16 protein-coding genes are annotated in these 19,015 nt (G+C 57.8%); 10 read left to right on the top strand and 6 right to left on the bottom strand.

Annotated elements, in window-relative coordinates:
* Positions 1–21 precede the first annotated feature (21 nt).
* Genes RHP74_RS17960 through RHP74_RS17970 form a run of 3 tightly spaced genes read left to right on the top strand, consistent with a single transcriptional unit; the run spans position 22 to position 2,497 of the window.
* Positions 22–981: a YVTN family beta-propeller repeat protein gene (locus tag RHP74_RS17960; RefSeq protein ID WP_077749296.1), complete on the top strand. Its 960-nt coding sequence runs from the start codon at positions 22–24 to the stop codon at positions 979–981.
* Positions 978–1,709, top strand: a complete 732-nt coding sequence (locus RHP74_RS17965) for an ABC transporter ATP-binding protein (protein WP_154913391.1) — start codon at positions 978–980, stop codon at positions 1,707–1,709. The genes RHP74_RS17960 and RHP74_RS17965 overlap by 4 nt, the downstream gene beginning before the upstream one ends.
* On the top strand, positions 1,706–2,497 hold the full coding sequence (locus tag RHP74_RS17970; protein ID WP_083376511.1) for an ABC transporter permease: 792 nt from the start codon (positions 1,706–1,708) through the stop codon (positions 2,495–2,497). The genes RHP74_RS17965 and RHP74_RS17970 overlap by 4 nt, the downstream gene beginning before the upstream one ends.
* 114 nt (positions 2,498–2,611) lie before the next feature.
* On the opposite strand, the gene RHP74_RS17975 is transcribed toward RHP74_RS17970, so the two are convergent.
* Positions 2,612–3,559: an IS110 family transposase gene (locus tag RHP74_RS17975; RefSeq protein ID WP_042932411.1), complete on the bottom strand. Its 948-nt coding sequence runs from the start codon at positions 3,557–3,559 to the stop codon at positions 2,612–2,614.
* Between the two features lie 411 nt (positions 3,560–3,970).
* On the opposite strand from RHP74_RS17975, the gene RHP74_RS17980 reads away from it, so the two are divergent.
* The gene (locus RHP74_RS17980; RefSeq protein ID WP_077749299.1) at positions 3,971–4,528 is read left to right on the top strand and encodes a PQQ-dependent catabolism-associated CXXCW motif protein; all 558 of its coding nucleotides are present in this window, start codon (positions 3,971–3,973) and stop codon (positions 4,526–4,528) included.
* 56 nt (positions 4,529–4,584) lie between these two features.
* Positions 4,585–5,250, top strand: coding sequence for a response regulator transcription factor (locus tag RHP74_RS17985; RefSeq protein WP_010455152.1), 666 nt, complete (start codon positions 4,585–4,587; stop codon positions 5,248–5,250).
* A 180-nt stretch (positions 5,251–5,430) separates the two neighbouring features.
* Here the strand turns inward: RHP74_RS17985 and nahK are convergent, their stop codons facing one another.
* From nahK to RHP74_RS18005, 4 genes are all read right to left on the bottom strand, one after another.
* Positions 5,431–8,028 (bottom strand): hybrid sensor histidine kinase/response regulator NahK/ErcS', encoded by a 2,598-nt coding sequence (gene nahK / locus RHP74_RS17990; RefSeq protein WP_154504984.1) that lies wholly within the window; start codon positions 8,026–8,028, stop codon positions 5,431–5,433.
* The gene (gene nosP, locus RHP74_RS17995) at positions 7,997–9,160 is read right to left on the bottom strand and encodes a nitric oxide-sensing protein NosP (RefSeq protein WP_010455155.1); all 1,164 of its coding nucleotides are present in this window, start codon (positions 9,158–9,160) and stop codon (positions 7,997–7,999) included. The genes nahK and nosP overlap by 32 nt, the downstream gene beginning before the upstream one ends.
* A 275-nt stretch (positions 9,161–9,435) precedes the next feature.
* Positions 9,436–10,620, bottom strand: a complete 1,185-nt coding sequence (locus RHP74_RS18000; protein ID WP_010455156.1) for a porin — start codon at positions 10,618–10,620, stop codon at positions 9,436–9,438.
* A gap of 175 nt (positions 10,621–10,795) precedes the next feature.
* On the bottom strand, positions 10,796–11,602 hold the full coding sequence (locus RHP74_RS18005) for a sulfite exporter TauE/SafE family protein (RefSeq protein ID WP_077749301.1): 807 nt from the start codon (positions 11,600–11,602) through the stop codon (positions 10,796–10,798).
* 161 nt (positions 11,603–11,763) lie between these two features.
* Between RHP74_RS18005 and RHP74_RS18010 the strand changes: the two genes are divergently transcribed.
* From RHP74_RS18010 to RHP74_RS18025, 4 genes are all read left to right on the top strand, one after another.
* Entirely contained in the window at positions 11,764–12,627 is an 864-nt protein-coding gene (locus RHP74_RS18010) for an MBL fold metallo-hydrolase (RefSeq protein ID WP_010455159.1), read from the top strand.
* Positions 12,628–12,788: 161 nt separating this feature from the next.
* Positions 12,789–14,330 (top strand): alpha/beta hydrolase, encoded by a 1,542-nt coding sequence (locus RHP74_RS18015; protein ID WP_010455161.1) that lies wholly within the window; start codon positions 12,789–12,791, stop codon positions 14,328–14,330.
* A 12-nt stretch (positions 14,331–14,342) separates the two neighbouring features.
* A complete protein-coding gene (locus RHP74_RS18020; RefSeq protein ID WP_010455163.1) occupies positions 14,343–15,443 on the top strand; it encodes a caspase family protein in 1,101 nt (366 codons plus the stop codon).
* Positions 15,430–17,073, top strand: coding sequence for a hypothetical protein (locus tag RHP74_RS18025; RefSeq protein WP_010455165.1), 1,644 nt, complete (start codon positions 15,430–15,432; stop codon positions 17,071–17,073). Before RHP74_RS18020 ends, RHP74_RS18025 begins: the two co-directional genes overlap by 14 nt.
* Before the next feature lie 31 nt (positions 17,074–17,104).
* Here the strand turns inward: RHP74_RS18025 and bkdR are convergent, their stop codons facing one another.
* A complete protein-coding gene (gene bkdR / locus RHP74_RS18030; RefSeq protein WP_083376506.1) occupies positions 17,105–17,593 on the bottom strand; it encodes a Bkd operon transcriptional regulator BkdR in 489 nt (162 codons plus the stop codon).
* A gap of 185 nt (positions 17,594–17,778) precedes the next feature.
* Here bkdR and RHP74_RS18035 point away from each other — a divergent pair, with 185 nt between their 5' ends.
* Positions 17,779–19,014, top strand: coding sequence for a 3-methyl-2-oxobutanoate dehydrogenase (2-methylpropanoyl-transferring) subunit alpha (locus RHP74_RS18035; RefSeq protein ID WP_010455169.1), 1,236 nt, complete (start codon positions 17,779–17,781; stop codon positions 19,012–19,014).
* Position 19,015: the final 1 nt, after the last annotated feature.

A 19,015-nucleotide genomic window follows, 5' to 3' on the forward strand; every position in this document is an offset into this window, starting at 1 on the left:
TACAACAAAAAGGAATCCGCCATGCGTCGCACCCTGCTCTCTTGCGCCCTGCTGCTCGCCGCCGGGCACGCCGCTGCCAGCACCGCCTGGGTCTCCAACGAAAAGGACAACACCCTGAGCCTGATCGACCTGCAGACGTTGCAAGTCACCGACACCCTGCCCGTCGGCCAACGGCCGCGCGGTTTGCTGCTGTCCCACGACAACAAGCTGCTGTACATCTGCGCCAGCGACTCGGACCGGGTCCAGGTGATGGACGTCGCCACCCGCAAGATCATCAAGGAGTTGCCGTCGGGCAAAGACCCCGAGCAGTTCGCCCTGCATCCCAACAATCGCTGGCTCTACGTTTCGAACGAAGACGATGCACTGGTGACGGTGATCGATACCGAAACCTCCAAGGTGCTAAGCCAGATCAGCGTTGGCGTCGAACCCGAAGGCATGGCCGTCAGCCCCGACGGCAAGTGGGCGGTGAACACCAGCGAAACCACCAACATGCTGCACTGGATCGACACCAGCACCCAGACCCTGGCCGACAGCACCCTGGTCGATCAGCGGCCGCGTTTCGTCGAGTTTTCACCTGAAGGCTCGCAACTCTGGGCCTCGGCGGAAATCGGCGGCACGGTGACCATTCTCGACGTCGCCACCCGCAAGGTCCTCAAGACCCTGACTTTCCAGATCAAGGGCGTGCACCCGGACAAGGTCCAGCCGGTGGGCATCAAGCTCAGCGCCGACGGCAAGTACGGTTTCGTCGCCCTCGGCCCGGCCAATCATGTGGCGGTGATTGACGCCAAGACCTTCGAGATTCTTGATTATCTGTTGGTCGGTCGTCGGGTCTGGCAGATGTCGTTCACCCCCGATCAAAAACAGTTGCTGGCCACCAACGGCGTCAGCGGCGATGTGTCGGTGATTGATGTCGACAGCCTCAAAGTGACCAAATCGGTGAAAGTCGGGCGCTATCCGTGGGGCGTGGTGGTGACGCCATGAACGCACTGGAAGTCAGTGAACTGAGCTTCGCCTATGGCGCGCGGGAGGCGTTGCGGCAGGTGAATTTCAGCCTGGCGCCCGGGCGTTTCGCGGCGTTGCTGGGGCCGAACGGCGCGGGCAAATCGACGCTGATTGCCCTGCTCACCCGGCTCTATGATTTGCAGCGTGGGGACATCCGGGTCGGCGGCTGCTCCTTGCGCAACGCGGCGCGTCCGGCGCTCAAGCAATTGGGCGTGGTGTTCCAGCAAAGCACACTGGACCTGGACCTCAGTGTCGAGCAGAACCTGCGTTATCACGCCGCGCTGCATGGCATGTCCCGGCGCCAGACCGGCCTGCGGGTGGACGCCGAGCTGGCGCGGCAGGCGCTGACCGAACGCCGTCGCGAGCGGGTGCGTGAACTCAATGGCGGTCACCGGCGCCGGGTGGAAATCGCCCGCGCCTTGCTGCATGAGCCACGGCTGTTGCTGCTCGACGAGGCCAGTGTCGGCCTCGATCCGGCCAGCCGGCTGGCGCTCAATCAACACATTCGCGACCTGTGTCGCGAGCAGCACATCAGCGTGCTCTGGACCACCCACTTGCTGGATGAAGTGCAGCCGAGCGATGACTTGCTGATTCTTCATCAGGGCCGTCTGGTGGCCAGCGGGCGGGCTGATGCCTTGAGCCAGGCGCATGGCGGCGACCTCGGTTCGGCCTTCACTCGCCTCACGACATCAGGAGCTGCCCGATGAATGCGTATTGGCAATGCTTCAGCGGCATCGTGCTGCGTGAATGGCTGCGCTTTGTGTTGCAGCGCACGCGGTTTCTCAGCGCGCTGGTGCGGCCATTGCTGTGGCTGCTGGTGTTCGCCGCCGGTTTTCGCGCGGCCCTCGGGATCGCGATCATTGAGCCCTACGACACCTACATCCCGTACGAGGTCTACATTATCCCGGGGCTGGCCTGCATGATCCTCCTGTTCAACGGCATGCAAGGTTCGCTGTCGATGGTTTACGACCGGGAGATGGGCAGCATGCGCGTGCTGCTGACCAGCCCCCTGCCCCGGACCTTCCTGCTGTGCAGCAAACTGTTGGCCACTTCGCTGATTTCGCTGTTGCAGGTGTATGCCTTTCTGGCGATTGCCTGGGTGTACGGCGTGCAGCCACCGGCCATGGGGCTGTTGATCGCCTTGCCGGCGTTGTTGCTGGTGGCGTTGATGCTCAGTGCGCTGGGCCTGCTGCTGTCCAATGCGATCCGGCAACTGGAGAACTTCGCCGGGGTGATGAATTTCGTGATCTTCCCGCTGTTTTTCCTGTCGTCGGCGTTGTATCCGCTGTGGAAGATGCGCGAATCCAGCGAGTGGCTGTACTGGCTGTGCGCGCTGAACCCGTTTACCCACGCTGTGGAACTGGTGCGGTTTGCCCTGTATGAGCGTTTCAATCCGCTGGCGCTGGCGGTGTGCATGGGGCTGACGCTGCTGTTCGCCCTGCTCGCTGTCCTCACTTTCAACCCGCAACACGCCGCGCTGCGCAAAACCAGCTGACACCATCAATCCCCCTGTGGGAGCAGACTCGCTCCCACAGGGGATCTGCGTCCTACAGATATTGCGAACAAATGAAGACCCACTGTGGGAGATTCTATGGTTGAGGGGAAACCCTCAACTGACCTTTGACTGATATTCGCTTTGCCCTTTCAGCAAGGCGAATGCCACCCGCGCAAGCTTGCGAGCCAGCATCACCAGCGCCTCAGTAGTGCTGAAGCCCCGGGCTCTTTGGGCTTCGTAAAACCCTTTCCAGGCTTTCGTACGGCTAGCCGACATCGCTGCATTGTGCAGAAGCCGGCGGGCCTCGGGGTCACCGCGCTTGGTCAAACTGCGGCGACCGTCCTTCTGTCCTGATTTAGACACCCGTAAATCCATGCCCAGGAAGGCGATAAACGCATCCGCGTTTCTAAAATCCCCGCGCTGAAATGCAGTTATCAAGCGAGCCCCAGTCAAAAATCCAATGCCTTCAACTTTCAGGCAACGTTTCAGTTGACCGAGTAAACCGGCTTCTTTGAGCTGATCGTTGATCGTCTTTTCGATCAGCGTTTCAAGCTGCTGCATGGACTTCACTTGTTCTGCAAAAGCCGCTTTCAGCAGCGGCTCATTCGACCAACTCTGCACCAGGCCAACCCTAGCCTGGACCAAGGCAGCCCGGCGGCGGAAGAGGCTCAGGAGCTGGCGGTACAGCGGTGATGGAGGGGTCCAGGGGCGCAACTCCTCGGCTTCGTTCTTCAGGTAACGGGCCAGCAACTTGGCGTCCAGCGCGTCGGTTTTGGCGCGGATCTTCACGCCTTCGCGATAATGTTTGAGTTCATAGCCTCCCACCATGTAAATCGCACATCCGGCCTCATAGGCCAGATCAGCAAAGTCCAGGTGATAGATGTTGGTCGCCTCAATGGCAATAGCCACCGTCCCCGGCAACGTATTCAGCCACTGCTTGATGGATGTTTTAGTGTTGGGAATCTCTTTAAGCAAATCGTTATCAGCCTGATAAATCACCAGTTCATTCTTGGCGACATCCACGCCCACGATCGGTTTTGATAGAGAGACCGGCATTGCCATAGGATTTCCTCCGAGATAAGGTTTGAGCACTTGAAGGGCTCACCCAGAGGCGCAGGCTTGTTCCTATCGTCGGTCTAGCCAGATGCATTCTTTATCGGCGCTTGGGTGAAAGGAGGAGGGGCGAAATCTCCCACAGTCTGTACTGCGTCAACAGTCAGAATCGAGCCTTGTCCCTCCTCCTCCCTTCAAGTCCTACCATACAAGCGAGCCTGCTCGCGATAGCGGAGTGTCAGTCAATAGAGATGTTGAATGTTAAGCCGCCATCGCGAGCAGGCTCACTCCTACAGGGGATTTTTGGTGCACTGGCGAGGGAAATTACTACTTTAGTACTGGTTTTCCTGTCTATCGTCGCATTCCCAACGCCCCGAGACTGGCATGTAATGGGTTCATAACTATAAGGATTGAACCCCCATGCCGCGTGCCCAACGTCGTCTGTTGCGCCCTTCCCTTGCTGCGCTGTCGCTGAGCCTGCTGCTGGGCGCCGCGCACGCCGATACACCGCTGTTCTCCGCCGACGGCTATCGCATCAACCTCTATCGCAGCCCGACCCCGAATCAGCTTCAAGGCGCGGCCATCGTCGACACCGCCGCCCTGCAAACCCTGCTCACCCAGACACCGCGTCCGGTGTTGATCGACGTTTATCGCCGCCAATGGCTGCAAGGACGATTCATCGAAGACCAGCCCCACGAGAACCTGCCCGGCAGCCATTGGCTGGCCAATACCGGCGACGGCGACCTCACAGCTGACTGGCAGGGCTATTTTGCGCGTAACCTGAACGCATTGACCGCAGGAGACTTGGCGCAACCGCTGGTCTTCTACTGCCGCTCCGACTGCTGGCTGAGCTGGAATGCGGTAAAACGCGCCGCGGCCATGGGCTATAAGACACTGTATTGGTACCGCGACGGCCTGGACGCCTGGCAAGCCGCCAACCTGCCCGTTGAACCGGCCCGGCCCGAGCCCTTCCCCTGACCTTTACGCGTGCGTGTTGTTGCCACACCATAATGAAAATAATGAGGTGAAAGGCTATGTACAAAATTCTGATTGCCGACGATCACCCGCTGTTTCGCGAAGCCATTCATAACGTCATCAGCGATGGTTTTCCGGGCAGCGAGGTGATGGAAACCGCCGACCTCGACAGTGCCCTGCTGCTGACTCAGGAGCACGACGACCTGGACTTGATCCTGCTCGACCTGAACATGCCGGGCATGCACGGCCTCAATGGCCTGATCAACCTGCGCAACGAGGCGCCGACCATTCCGGTGGTGATTGTTTCAGCCGAGCAGGACAAGCAGATCGTGCTGCAAGCCATCACCTATGGCGCAGTGGGTTTCATCACCAAATCCTCGCCCCGGGTGCAGATGACCGAGGCCATCCAGCAGATTCTCAATGGCAATGTGTACTTGCCGCCGGACATCATTCGCACACAAAAGTCAGGCACCCATCGGCGCATGAATGACAACCCGAGCTTCCCGCCCGAACTGCTCCAGGCGCTGACCCGCAAGCAGTTGCTGGTGCTGGAACGCATGACCAAAGGCGAATCGAACAAGCAGATCGCCTACACCCTGGAAATCGCCGAAACCACAGTCAAGGCACATGTCTCGGCGATCTTGCGCAAACTCAACGTGCACAACCGGGTGCAAGCGATTCTGAGTGCCGGGGATATTGATTTCGGGTCTTATCTGCGGCGTTGAATGTTGGGCATTCCCAGATCCCTGTGGCGAGGGAGCTTGCTCCCGTTGGGTCGCGAAGCGGCCCCCTTCAAACTTCCAGGTAAACCGAGTCGCCTGATTTACGACTGCTTCGCAGCCGGACGGGAGCAAGCTCCCTCGCCACAGAAAGCCTAGTCACCACAGGTCTGATGCCCGACGCGGCTAACGGGATGGGCCAAGCAAATGACTCATCGCCGTTTTCAGCTTCATCGGCCGTACAGGCTTATGCATCAACGTATGCCCCAACTCACGAATCTGCTGCTTGAGCTCATTGCTGTAGTTGGCGGTAATCATCATCGCCGGGATCGCTGAACCGCGCCGGGCGTTGATCCGGGCCACGGCATCGACGCCGTTCTGCTCGTCATCGAGGTGATAGTCGGCAATCAGCAAGTCGGCTTCTTCGTGGTAGTTGTCCACCTGCCGCGCCAGGTCCTGCTCCGACAGTGCCGTGACCACCCGACACCCCCACCCTTCGAGCAATGTGCGCATGCCAGCGCAAATCGCCGCGTCATTATCCAGCACCCACACCCGCGCTCCGCGCAGACGCTCAAGCATCGGCTCACTCATCAACAACGCTGGCTGAGCCTTCGGAGCCGTGGCGCTCAATGGCACCTCGACGGAAAACATCGAGCCCTTGCCCGGCCACGAACGCACGTGAACGCGATGACCGAGAATCCCGGCAATCTTCTCGACGATGGCCAGCCCCAGCCCCAACCCGCGGTCCTGATCCGGACGCTGCACATCGCCCCGTTTGAACTCCTGGAAAATCTCTTCCAGTCGATTTTCGGCAATGCCCATCCCGCTGTCCCACACCTCGATCGTCAACCGCTGATGATGACGCCGACATCCGAGCACCACCCGACCGCTGTAGGTATAACGAATGGCGTTGCTCAGCAGATTGCGCAGGATCCGCGCCAGCAACTGAATGTCGCTACGCACCAGCGCCGAACACGGGATGAAATGCAGCTCCAGCCCTTCATTGCGGGCCACCTGTGTGTACTCGGCCGCGAGGTTTTCCAGCAGCTCGCTCAGGGCGAACGGCGCGATGTCGGCTTTGATCACCCCGGCATCCAGTTTGGAAATATCCACCAGCGTGCCTAGCAGGTTTTCCACGTCCTCCAGCGAATTGCTGACATTGCGCACCAAAATCGCATTGGCCACCGGCTCGCGACGTTCCAGCAAAGCGCTGGTGAATAGCCGAGCCGCGTTGAGCGGTTGCAGCAGGTCGTGGCTCACGGCGGCGAGAAACTTGGTTTTCGACAGGTTGGCCTGCTCCGCCTCAAGTTTGGCCTCGCGCAAACGCGATTCCACGCGCCGGCGCTCGTCGATTTCACGCAGCAATTGGTCATTGAGGGTGGTCAGTTCGGTGGTCCGTTCGCGTACCCGCAACTCAAGATTCTGATACGCCTGGTGCAGCGCCTCGGCCGTGCGGCGGCGCTCGGTGATGTCACGAATCAACACGAAGATCCCCACCACTTCCCCGGTGGCCAGGCGATTGGGCACGTAGGAGCGCAGCATGTAGCGCTCCTGATTGTTGATGTTGGTTTCGGCAAATTCGAACGTCACGCTCTCACCGGCCAAGGCCCTGGCCACGTAGGCCTCGAGGCGCTGGTAATGCTGCGCGCTGTGAACTTCGCGCAGGCTCTGCCCGAGCATCACGCCGCGAGGCCAGCAGTACCATTCTTCGTAGACCTTGTTGGTGAATTCGTAGACCAGATCGGCATTGAGGTAGGCGATCAACGCGGGGACATGGTCGGTGATCAGGCGAATCCAGCGCTCGCTTTCGCTGAGGGCTTCGGCGTGCTGGTAACGTTCGGTGATGTCGGTGAAGGTGTTGACGAAGCCACCGGTGGGCAACGGATGCGTGCGGATTTCCAGCACCCGGCCATCGTAAAGACGTTGCTCGCATTCCTGCACGTGCCGCCCGTTGGCATCGCGACTGGCCGGGGTCAGCAGGGTCAACTCGCTGTCGCCGATCACTTCGGCAAACGGCCGATGGGCCGCCACCGGGGCGAGCCCGCTCAGTTCGAGGAAGCGCCGGTTCCACAGTTCCAGGATGCCTTCGGCATTGACCATGGCCACGCCTTGGGACAGGTTGTCGACCGCCCGTTGCAGCAAGTGCGATTTCTGCGCCACGGCTTGCTCGCGGCGCACGGTTTCGCTGAGTTTGACGTCAGTAATGTCGGTGAACAGGATCACCCGCCCACCTTCCTGCGTGGGCCGTTCGCTGACTTGCAGCCAGCGGCCGTCCTGCAAGCGATAGATCAGGTTTTCGTCGGCATGCCCACGGGGTTCTTCCGTGAACAACCCGGTGGCGGACATCAGCCGTTTCACCTCGACCAGGCGCATGCCGGCGTTGATCCGCACCCGGCTGTTGTCCCAGAACGCCTTGAAACGGCTGTTGAACAAAACGATGCGCTGCTCGGCATCGAACAGCACAAAGGCATCGGAAATGCTCTCGATGGCATCGATCAGATGCTGATGCGCGGTTTCCGCCCGCAGGCGCGCTTCGCTGAGCAAGTGATTGCCCGACTTGAGCTCGGCCATGGCCTGGTTCAAGGCATCGGTCCGCTCACGCACCTGCTCGGCCAGCACCACCGAATGCTGGAACGCCGCGTAGGGATCATTGCCGCGCGTGACGCCGGATTCGATCCGCTCGATCAGCGCGCCGTTGATGCGCTGCAGTTTATGGTTGTCGTGGCGCAGGCTGGCGATCTGCGCCTGCAGCTCAACGATGTCCAGGGGACCGGCCTCGGGCAATGGCAACCCCGGTGAAGGTCTGGTTGATGTGCATGCCATTGAACTGTTCTCCGTAGGTGTTGAAACCCATCACCCGTTGGTCGCGCAAAAACGTTCCGATCTGCTCCAGGCTGCCGCCGTCTTCCAGCTCCAGACGCCTGAGAAAACAGTCGCAGCCGATGGTCAGTAACAGGTCGCCGAGGCGCTCCTGCAAGCCTTCGAACAAGGTTTGCAGGTTCGGCAGCATCGGGCCGGGGGTCATGACGGTGAGGACGATGCCGTTTTCCACGGCACAGTAGAAACTCAGGCTCAGGTCTGGATGAACCTGCTGGATCGCCCGCACGTAATACTGATCGTTGATCCGCACCGCCAAGGGGTGTGCGGCGAAGACCCGGTGATCGAGTTCGGCCACCGGCACGCCGATGTGTCGGGCGTACTCCTCGGCAGCCGGCTCGGCATTCAGTTCAAAGACCCGGCGCGAGGCGCTGTCGGCTCCGGTGACCACCAGTTTCTCCGCCCTCGGCAAGATGTGGTGCGTGGTGAACACCTCGAAATCCAGCCAGGTGTTGACCAGCACCACCACCGCCGCGCCGCTGTGAAACTCGCCGCCGAAATAGACGTGGGTGTGGGTCAGGTAGTTGTCATCGCCGGCCGAACCGCCGAAATGCGGGATGTCGCCCAACGCCGCGCTCAACGCAGCGAGGACCATTTCTTCGCGGCTGGACAGACCATCGAGCAAGGTCAGGGCAAAGCTGTTGCCCTTGATCGGCGCCAGGGTGTTGCTGCGACAGCCGCTGGCCAGGCGCTCGACCATTTGCTGGGCGTCGATCAGGCTGAAGCGCTCCATCTCGCTGATCAGTTCGGCGTCGATGGAAAAATGCCGATGGTCGAATCCCACCGCCGTCACGCAATTGCGGCCGTAGCCCAGGGGCGTGATCTCCCCGGCGCTGGTGCAGCCGACCAGGCGAATGCCGCCGAAGCTCAGATGCAAGGCCTGGCCCAGCGCCTGCAAGTCGTACTCGGCGGAGCAGAAGAACAACACGAAGCCCAGATGCGGGTGCAATAACTGCCGCGCGAGCTCCTGAGCCACTTGTTGGGCATCGGTGGCCTGGGACATGCCGCTGACCACCCCTTCACTCTGGACCTGCTGCATGACCACCCCCGCAGGTGCGCGTGTATGAGACACGAGTGTACGAAGCCTGCGGGCTGCGACGTATGCTACTTGGGTAGCGGGTAGCCGCTTCGATGGGATGAGAGTCGGCGGGTTGGCGGCTTGATGGCTGAAGCTTTTGTGGCGAGGAAGCTTGCTCCCGCTGGACTGCGCAGCAGTCCCCCAACCGGCCGATGCGCGACCAGAATAGGGACCGCTACGCGCTCCAGCGGGAGCAAGCTCCCTCGCCACAGGGGTAGGGTTCACAGATCAGCTTGTTACCAGTTCAACACCGCCCCCACCGCGAAGGTATCGGTGTCTTCGTTCTGGGCGCTGGTGTCGTGGCCGTTGATTTCGAACTGGTTGTACTCGGCCACGAGTTTGAGGTTGTCGTTGACGTCATGGAACAACGCAATGCCGCGGGTTTCATAGTCCGCGCCGCTGCCGACCACACCATTGCCGTCGTCATTGGTCTTGCCGTAAGACAAGGCCAGGCGGTTTTTGCCCAGTTTGTACGAGCCTTGCAGCAAGTAGCCGTCGCTGTCGACGTTGCGCAGGGTCGGTTCGCCGGCGTTGTTGGTGAAGAACGGGTTAATCCCTTTGGCCTGGAAACCGGAGCCGGTCAGCGACAACCCGCCCATCTTCGCCTGCACACCGTAGCCGACGCCTTTGGAGGTGACCGATTCAACGGTGGAGTCGGTATTGTCCGAGGTCTGGTAACTGCCGTTGACCCAGCTGTAAATCTTCGCGCCGCCGACATCAAACTGATAGGTGACCTCGCTCTCGGTACGCGGATTCTCCTGATACGCCTTGCCCAACGGGCTGCTGTCGTTGGTGTCCACCGGATCGAGAATCCCAACGGCCACCCGCAAACCCTCCATCACCGGGGTGCGATAGGTGATCTGCGAGGTCGGGAACGGGTACGGGTAACCCGTACCGATATTGCCGAACGACACGCCGCCACCGTCCACCAACCCCAGGGTATCGCTGACCTGGCCGTAACCGGCGAGCATTTCATCGAGCAGAATGTTGGAGCGGGCGAACAGGCCGAAGTCCTTGCCGATCAACACTTCGCCCCATTCCGGATTGGCCACGGTGCCGTAGAACTGCCGCACGTCGATGGCGGTGTCGGTGCCATTGGTCTGGCTGTCGTTGATGGTCACCCAGAACGACGCCCGCGCACCGAGCTTCAGGTCATCGACCTGTTTGCCCATGTTGAAACCCAGGTAATTGGGCAGATAGCCCATTTTCACCCGCGCCTGTTTCCGGTCGTACTGGTCGCCTGCACGGTCCACATCGCTGTTCACGTAGAAGGCGTTGATGTAGCCGTCGGTTGAGAACGTGGTCTGGTCCTTGTCGTACAGCACGATCTCGGCCTCAGCCATTGTGCTCAAACCGAGGGTCGAGAGGCTGGCGATGAAGGCAGGCAAGTAACGATGCTTGAAGTTCTTATTGTTGTGCATGACGCGCTCCGCAGCGGGGGACTGGATGTCGGAGGCGATTATCGAAAGGGGACGGGCGGCGGCATACGCTGCCTTGGGGGCGGTTTTGAAGTGCTTTGGAGTGGCCGGGCGTGAGCGGCAAATTCGGTGTAAGACCGGGCTCAGGCACGGCCCGGAACTTTAGATGTAAGACCGGCTAGGTCGCCGCTCTGAACAGCATGTAGGCGGCGACCACGACACACACGCTGGCAAAACCGATTTGCAGGGCCCGGGCCGGGACGCGCGCGCTCAGTTGTCGGCCGACGATCATGCCGACTACGCTGGCGACAATGAACGTTGCGCCCAGGGCATCAATCCTGACCCCGGCATGAAATGCCCCGATCACACCGATGGCGGAAATCAGGCTGATTACCATCAAGGAGGTGGCGACGATGCCGCGCATTTGCACATCGGTCAGTTGCTTGAAGGCCGGGACAATCAAGAAGCCGCCACCGACCCCGAGCAAACCGGAAACAACGCCGGTCACCGCGCCCAATGCCGCGAGGGTCGCGGTGCATTTGGCGGTCCAGGAAAAACGCCCGGTCTGCTGATCGAGCATGCAGTTCTTCTGACCCCAGTTGGCGTGGCCGTGGTCGCTCGGTCCTTCTTCCTGGCGCTCGCGACGCAGCATCCGCCAGGCCACCATGACCATCAGCAGACTGAACAGAATCATCAGGATTTTTTCCGGCAACTGATGGGCGAAGTAGATGCCGACCGGCGAAAAAATCGCCCCCAGCAGTGCGATCAGCAACGCCGCGCGATAGCGCACCAGGCCATGGCGCAAACCATCAATAGCCCCGACCGCTGCCGCGCTGCCCACCGCAAACAACGCCACCGGCGCAGCCTGGGTCATGGTCAATCCCAGCCCCAGCACCAAGGCCGGCACTGCAAGAATGCCGCCCCCTGCCCCGGTCAGTCCCAGGACGAGGCCCATCACCACGCCAAAAAAACCTGCCAACAGCATAAAACGCTCGTAATCCGTGGGAAAAAGCCGGGAACGCCCGGTATCGATGTCTGACAGGATAGAGCGCGTGCGAATTTTTTCCTTCAGCATTTAACGCGGGGCTGGTCAGCGCAGGGAAAATGACACTACCCTCTTGGCTCGTCCTGAAAGAAACGGCCACCATGCCTGCCTTGATTGAAGCTTTTTTAGACCCTGCCTCCTCGACCTACAGTTACGTGATTCATGAAGGTGCTGGCAGTCAATGCGCCATCGTCGACCCGGTCCTCGACTACGACCCCGCCGCCGGTCGCACCGCCACCACCCAGGCGGACAAAATCATCGCCTTCGTTCGCAAGCATCAGTTGCAAGTGCAATGGCTGCTGGAAACCCACGCCCATGCCGATCACCTGTCCGCCGCACCGTATCTGCGTCGCGAGCTGGGCGGCAAAATCACCATCGGCCAGTCGATCAGCAAGGTCCAGGGCGTGTTCAAGGCCCTGTTCAACCTTGAGCCGGCATTTCGCAGTGACGGTTCGCAATTCGACCACCTGTTCGCCCCGGACGAATCATTCATGATCGGCCACCTCAAGGCCACGGCCCTGCATGTGCCCGGCCACACCCCGGCGGACATGGCCTATTTGATCGACGGTGACGTGATTCTGGTAGGCGATACTTTGTTCATGCCAGACGTGGGCACGGCCCGTTGCGACTTCCCCGGCGGCAATGCCCACCAGATGTTCGCCTCGATCCAAAAACTGCTGGCCTTCCCCGCCAGCGTCCGGCTCTACGTCTGCCACGACTACCCACCCGAAGGCCGCGAATCCCGCTGCATGACCACGGTCGGCGAGCAACGCAAAAGCAATATCCACGTCCATGACGGCATCGACGAAGCGGCGTTCGTCGCCATGCGCACCCAGCGTGATGCCGGGCTGGGCATGCCAACGCTGTTGCTGCCGGCGATTCAGGTGAATGTGCGGGCGGGGAATCTGCCGCCAGCGGAGGACAATGGCTCCGTATATCTAAAAATTCCGATCAATAAGCTTTGAAGAGAAGTTTTTCCCGATGTTTTTCTCATTTATTTGTCAAATGTGTCCGAATTAAACAAGGAAAATGACTTTCGAGGCCATTTGCCACTATTTTTATGATTTAACAAACACGCCTTCGCGGGTCGAACTATGCTCTTTTGACGTCGCGGAGGGATCCAAAAATGAGCGTAATCGGTAACCACGTCTGGCATAGTCAAAACGGGTTGTTCAACACTAATACCGACAGTGAAATAGGAGATGTGGCGAGAATTCTGAATCTTGCACACGACACCGACAGCGAAAACGGATTGTTACTGCAGTTCCACGGTGGATTGGTCGACAAAACCAGTGCGTTGTCAGTTGCAACCAAACTGATCCCCGAATACATCAGCGCTAAAACTTACCCCGTATTTTTTGTTTGGGAGTCGGGGCTAAAGGAAACGCTGATTAACAACCGAGCTGAACTGGCACAGGATCCGGCGTTTAGAGAGCTGGTGAAAAAAGTCACTGAATGGGTCATTAAGAAGTCCAGCCCCACGTCAAACATCGCTCTTAAAGGGGGCGGCGACAAGCTTATCAACGTTTACCAACTGCGCAGCGAGTTTGATAACTGGTTTGACCAGCGCCGGGATACTCCCCCCGTTTCAGAAACAGACATTCAATCCAGCCAAGTCAAAACCAAAGGGCTTTCGAATCTATCCGTCGATCAACTGGCCTACGATATCGAGATAGGCCTTAATGATGATCCTGGCTTTAGAAAAGCCATGGCAGAAGCTTATAACGCGACTCTCACGCCTACGGAGTTTGCTACCAAGTCAGCCGGAACTCATAAAAAGGCCAACGTTTTATTGCTCAGCGAGACGTCGCAGAACGAGCTATTTGGCTCCAGACTGCCAGGCACCCAGACTAAGGGTCTTTTGAGCTGGATTGCCGTCGCCCGTTTCGTTGCAAAGTTGGTCATCGCAGTCATCAAGCGTTATCACAACGGTCGCGACCACGGCCCGTATTGCACGGTTGTAGAAGAGGTTTTACATGCAGCGTATGGAAATCTCTTGGGGGCCGGCATCTGGAATCAAATGAAAAAAGATACCGAAGACAGCTTCGGCACATTGCCCGGCTGCTGTGCAACCGCAGTCGTCAAATATCTAAAACAACTAGAGGATAGCGGGAAGACCTTTTCGAAAATCACACTGGTAGGCCACAGTACCGGTGCAATTTACGTGTGCAATTTTCTGGATGCGGTGGCCGCGGCAGATTTAAAAACGAAGATCAACGTGGTGTTCCTTGCACCTGCAGTAACCTACGACCGTTTTGCCAAAACAGTAACCGCGCATCAAGGCTCTCTGTTGAAATCGTTCCGTATGTTCGCAATGAACGATGAGCGTGAGTCTGCAGACCAGATGCTCAGCATTATCTACAACCGAAGTTTACTTTATTTTGTTTCGGGTTTGCTTGAGGGGCAGGTACCCGCAACGGGTGGGTGGCAAAGCGTTGTTGATATGCCGTTAGTGGGGATGGAGCGCTTTCTCAATCATACGGCGGTATTCGGCACGGACCCAGCCGTCAAGATAGTTACGGCATTTCTCGCTGCGGACCCTTCCCGTATCGCTTGGTCACCTTCATCCAGAGGGCCTGGCTTGAACACCAATGCCAGCCATCACGGCGATTTCGATGATCAAGATTCGGATACGCTTCTCAGCATTCAGAATCTGGTTACTCAGTGAGGACCTATCGCCATGGCTGACATGGATCATGCGATTCTGCTGGGAATTTCCAATTATTCATCTCCGGACTTTCAAACGTTGGAAGGCCCCTCGAACGATGTCGAATTGTTCCGTCAATGGCTCCTCGACAAAGACGGGGGGGCCGTTCCAGCAGAAAATATCAAGTTCCTGACATCGCCTGCGCTGGATCAACAACCCAAGAATGACGCCAGATCTTGGTCCCCTACTGCCGAACAATTTCTCAATCACTATGACAAGCTGACCATTGACGAAAACGATGCGTACATTCGACGTGAAGGCGCACGACTCTATCTTTATTTTTCCGGGCACGGCTTTTCCGAGAGAAACGATATGTCGACAGGGGCAGCGCTTTTTGTAGCAGGTGCCAGTCGTTCGCGCCCCTTGAACATTCACGGTACAGCCTTTGCCTGGGAAGCCAGGGACCTGGCTTTATTTGATGAAATCGTCCTGATCATGGATTGCTGTCGCGACTCAGAAACGGCGCTCCGTTATGCAAGCCCAGGCAAGAATCAATTTGTTGCTGAACTCGCCGCCAATGTTCGAGTACTGGCCATTTATGGCTCAGCCAAAGGTGGTAAGGCGCAAGAACGCAAAATTGCGGAGCGCGGCGACAAAACCTGCAGCCTGCTGACCCATGCCCTGCTCAAAGCGCTGACTGATGCAACACCTGATGAGGGTAGTCGTCTCTCGAGCACGTCTCTAAGAAACTACGTCAACAATATTTGGGGGGATATATGTGCTGGCATTCCCGCGGACACTCCGCGCTTTGTACTCCCGGAAGGTGAAGACGTATTTTTTAAAGCTGGCAACAAGGGATTGTTGCAAAACTTTGTACTTAGCGCACCTCCACTTCCTGGCACCGTGCTCACCTTTTACCTGGGGAGCCTCAACTCACCCGTTGCTCAGTGTGTGTTTGCGCAGGATACGGTGAGTATCGAGAATCCGATCGGGAGTATTGCCAGTTCCTTATCCGTGAAGGACCTTCGATTCGCCCTTAGATTGAAACCAGGCTTCTACAAAATTCAAGCATCGACTGGCGCATACACTTCAGCCCCATTTGAAGTGACAGGAGAACGAGATGTCCCCCTCTGAAGATAAGCCTGACGGCTTGGTCGATATCCAGATTCGTACAAAAAACGGCTTTGATGAGCTCGGACTTATTAATGGTCGATTCGAAGAGGTCGAATCCGGCCTCGGCACACTCACTGCGTCAGTTGAACCAGGTTTTTATAAAGTCAGACAGCGTATAGGCGATCTTGAGCAGTCTCAAATCATTGAGGTTGCATCCGATACGACGACTGACTTCGAGCTGAACACGTTGACATTTGAATCAGCTCTACCCCTTCAGGGATCAGAAGCCTCAATGCCGGAAAAAGAGGCGCTGATGCGCGAGCCTTCACCCTATGTAGAAGGGCAACCACCGCCCATACAGATATTTTTATGGGACCCGCAACCTGAAAGCCAAGAGCGCACCGGCCCCCTGGAACTACCTGGGCCAGAGATTCTAAATCAGTTTCGGTTACGGGCCTTCAAAGGTGAAGTGGAGTGTGATTTTTCAAAAGTGGACGCATTGCCAGGAACTACGGGGGTTTTTCTGGTTAACATCAACGTGCCGGTAGGGACTTATCTTCTAGTTCAGCCCGCAGCACAGACAGAACGCTGTATGCCTCTACATGTTCTTGAAAATTGGGCGCCTCAAGTCTACTTTCGGGTTATCCGGGATTCTCGGGGAGCCATGTTGCCGCTGGACTTCAATCACTCCAGCATTACCTATGTCACGCACCTGCAAGCATTGCATACCAAAGAATTGACCCTCCTTGAGGTCGCTCGCAAAGCATTGGCCAGAGGTCGATCAGTCAAGAGCCAGGCGCTAGTTGATGATCTGGTCAACGGCGACTATCAAGATCCGCTGTTGCACCTGATTGGCGCTCACCTTTTACTGCTGTCGGCGAATTCCGAATCAGCGGAAAGCATCCAACAACTTCAGAAAGTCGTCGATGGGTTGATCGTATCGTTGGGTCGTGACTTTCCCGATGTGATTGCTTTGCAAATCGCACTAGCACAATTACGCCAAGAACCACTGGCTGCTGACCTTGCCCTTTGCGCTCCGCCCATACTTCAACGGAGCTGGGATCTGCTCTTACTGGCCTATCGAAACTCAACGATCATCAGTGAAGTCATGGATTTCCCCTACATCGTTGAACCAACATCAACTTGGTTTGTATGGTTAGGCAAAACGCTCCATACCCCGAACGAAGCCGCGATAAACAGCCTGCGTCAACGCCTCCTCGCACTGGTGAATACTACACTCACGATGAACGTGAACAAACTGGTGAGGTGGATCGATAGTTCGGATTCCATTCCAGAGCTTCCAGCGGCAGCGGCTGACAACGCTGCCCCTTTGATCAAAGCTATGTTGCAAGATGAGCATTTAATCAAATGGATCCAACGTTTGCTGGATCAAGCTGAGCAAGACCCAACTCTTCAGAGTCCACTGGATCAAGCCTTGCTGATGAAACTCTGCTCCGCTCAGACTCAATTCTTCGCCAAACGAAGAGGTAACGACAAAGTGGCCACAGATATCGTGCGCAGCTTTGAAGTTCCTGCCCAGGATGTTGCAAGCAGCGCGGTGAGGATTCTCATCAGTTTACTTAAGCAAGGATACAAAAAATTGCCCCAGCTGCTCGAGGTATACGAAGTCGAATTGAAGAAAAACAATTGATGAGCAAGCCGAAATTGCTTTTCGTCGGTTCCTACCCCCCTAAAGTCAGGCCATTCGCAGGCAACGGCAACGCGGTTTTATAGCGCACTTGCTTGAGCGCAAAGCTTGAACGGATGTTGGCCACACCAGGCACTTTGGTCAGGAAGTCCATCATGAACCGTTCCAGCGACTGAATGGTCGGCACCAGCACCCGGATCAGATAGTCCGGGTCCCCCGCCATCAAATAGCATTCCATTACTTCCGGGCGATCCGAAATCGCTTCCTCGAAATGCTGCAACGCCTCTTCCACCTGTTTCTCCAGGCTGACATGAATAAACACGTTCACGTGCAGGCCCAGCAAGTCGGCGTCCAGCAGCGTCACTTGCTCGCGAATCAGCCCTAATTCTTCCATCGCCTTGACCCGGTTGAAGCACGGCGTTGGCGACAGGTTCACCGAGCGTGCGAGGTCGGCGTTGGTGATACGGGCGTTCTCCTGAAGGCTGTTCAAAATGCCGATATCGGTACGGTCCAGTTTGCGCATGAGACAAAACCACCTGTTTTTTATGTTTATGCAGGTTTTTTATCCTCAAATGATCTCCCGCGCAACGAAACAGAGATAAATATTCTTCTGCGCCGGGCCTATGATTGTTGTAGGACAAGATTTCTTTTATCGAAGAATGACGGTCAGCTCACTACAAGAAATTCACAAGATCGAGCGTAGAAGCCATGAACCAAGCGTATGAACCGCTGCACCTGCACGTTCCCGAACCATCGGGCCGTCCTGGCTGCAAAACCGACTTCTCCTACCTGCGTCTGACCGACGCCGGCACGGTGCGCAAACCCCCAATCGACGTTGAACCCGCCGACACCGCCGACCTGGCCAAAGGCCTGATTCGCGTGCTCGACGACCAGGGTAATGCCCTCGGTCCATGGGCTGAAGGCGTACCGGTCGAAATCCTGCGAAAAGGCATGCGCGCCATGCTCAAGACGCGGATCTACGACAACCGCATGGTGGTCGCCCAGCGTCAGAAAAAAATGTCGTTCTACATGCAGAGCCTTGGCGAAGAAGCCATCGGCAGCGGCCAGGCCCTGGCGCTGAACGTCGATGACATGTGCTTCCCGACCTACCGCCAGCAAAGCATCCTGATGGCACGCGATGTACCGCTGGTAGACCTGATCTGCCAACTGCTGTCCAACGAGCGCGATCCGCTCAAGGGCCGTCAGTTGCCGATCATGTATTCGGTCAAGGACTATGGCTTCTTCACCATTTCCGGCAACCTCGCCACCCAATTCGTACAAGGTGTGGGCTGGGGCATGGCCTCGGCGATCAAGGGCGACACCAAAATCGCCTCGGCGTGGATTGGCGATGGCGCCACCGCTGAATCCGACTTCCACACCGCCCTCACCTTTGCCCACGTTTACCGTGCGCCAGTGATCCTCAACGTGGTCAACAACCAGTGGGCGATCTCGACGTTCCAGGCGATTGCCGGTGGTGAAGCCACTACGTTCGCCGGTCGTGGCGTCGGTTGCGGCATTGCCTCCCTGCGGGTCGACGGCAACGATTTCGTCGCGGTTTACGCCGCCTCTGCCTGGGCCGCCGAACGTGCGCGCCGCAACCTCGGCCCGACCATGATCGAATGGGTCACCTACCGCGCCGGTCCGCACTCGACCTCCGATGATCCGTCCAAATACCGTCCTGCCGACGACTGGAGCTACTTCCCGCTGGGCGATCCGATTGCGCGCCTCAAGCAGCACCTGATCAAGATCGGCCACTGGTCCGAAGAGGAACACGTTGCCGTCAGCGCCGAACTGGAAGCCGAAGTGATTGCCGCCCAGAAAGAAGCCGAGCAGTACGGCACCCTGGCCGGTGGCCAGATTCCAAGCGCCGCGACCATGTTCGAAGACGTCTATAAAGAGATGCCGGAGCACTTGAAGCGCCAGCGTCAAGAGTTGGGGATCTGAC

Source organism: Pseudomonas sp. SG20052, assembly GCF_031766055.1.
In the GTDB taxonomy this organism is placed as follows: domain Bacteria; phylum Pseudomonadota; class Gammaproteobacteria; order Pseudomonadales; family Pseudomonadaceae; genus Aquipseudomonas; species Aquipseudomonas mandelii.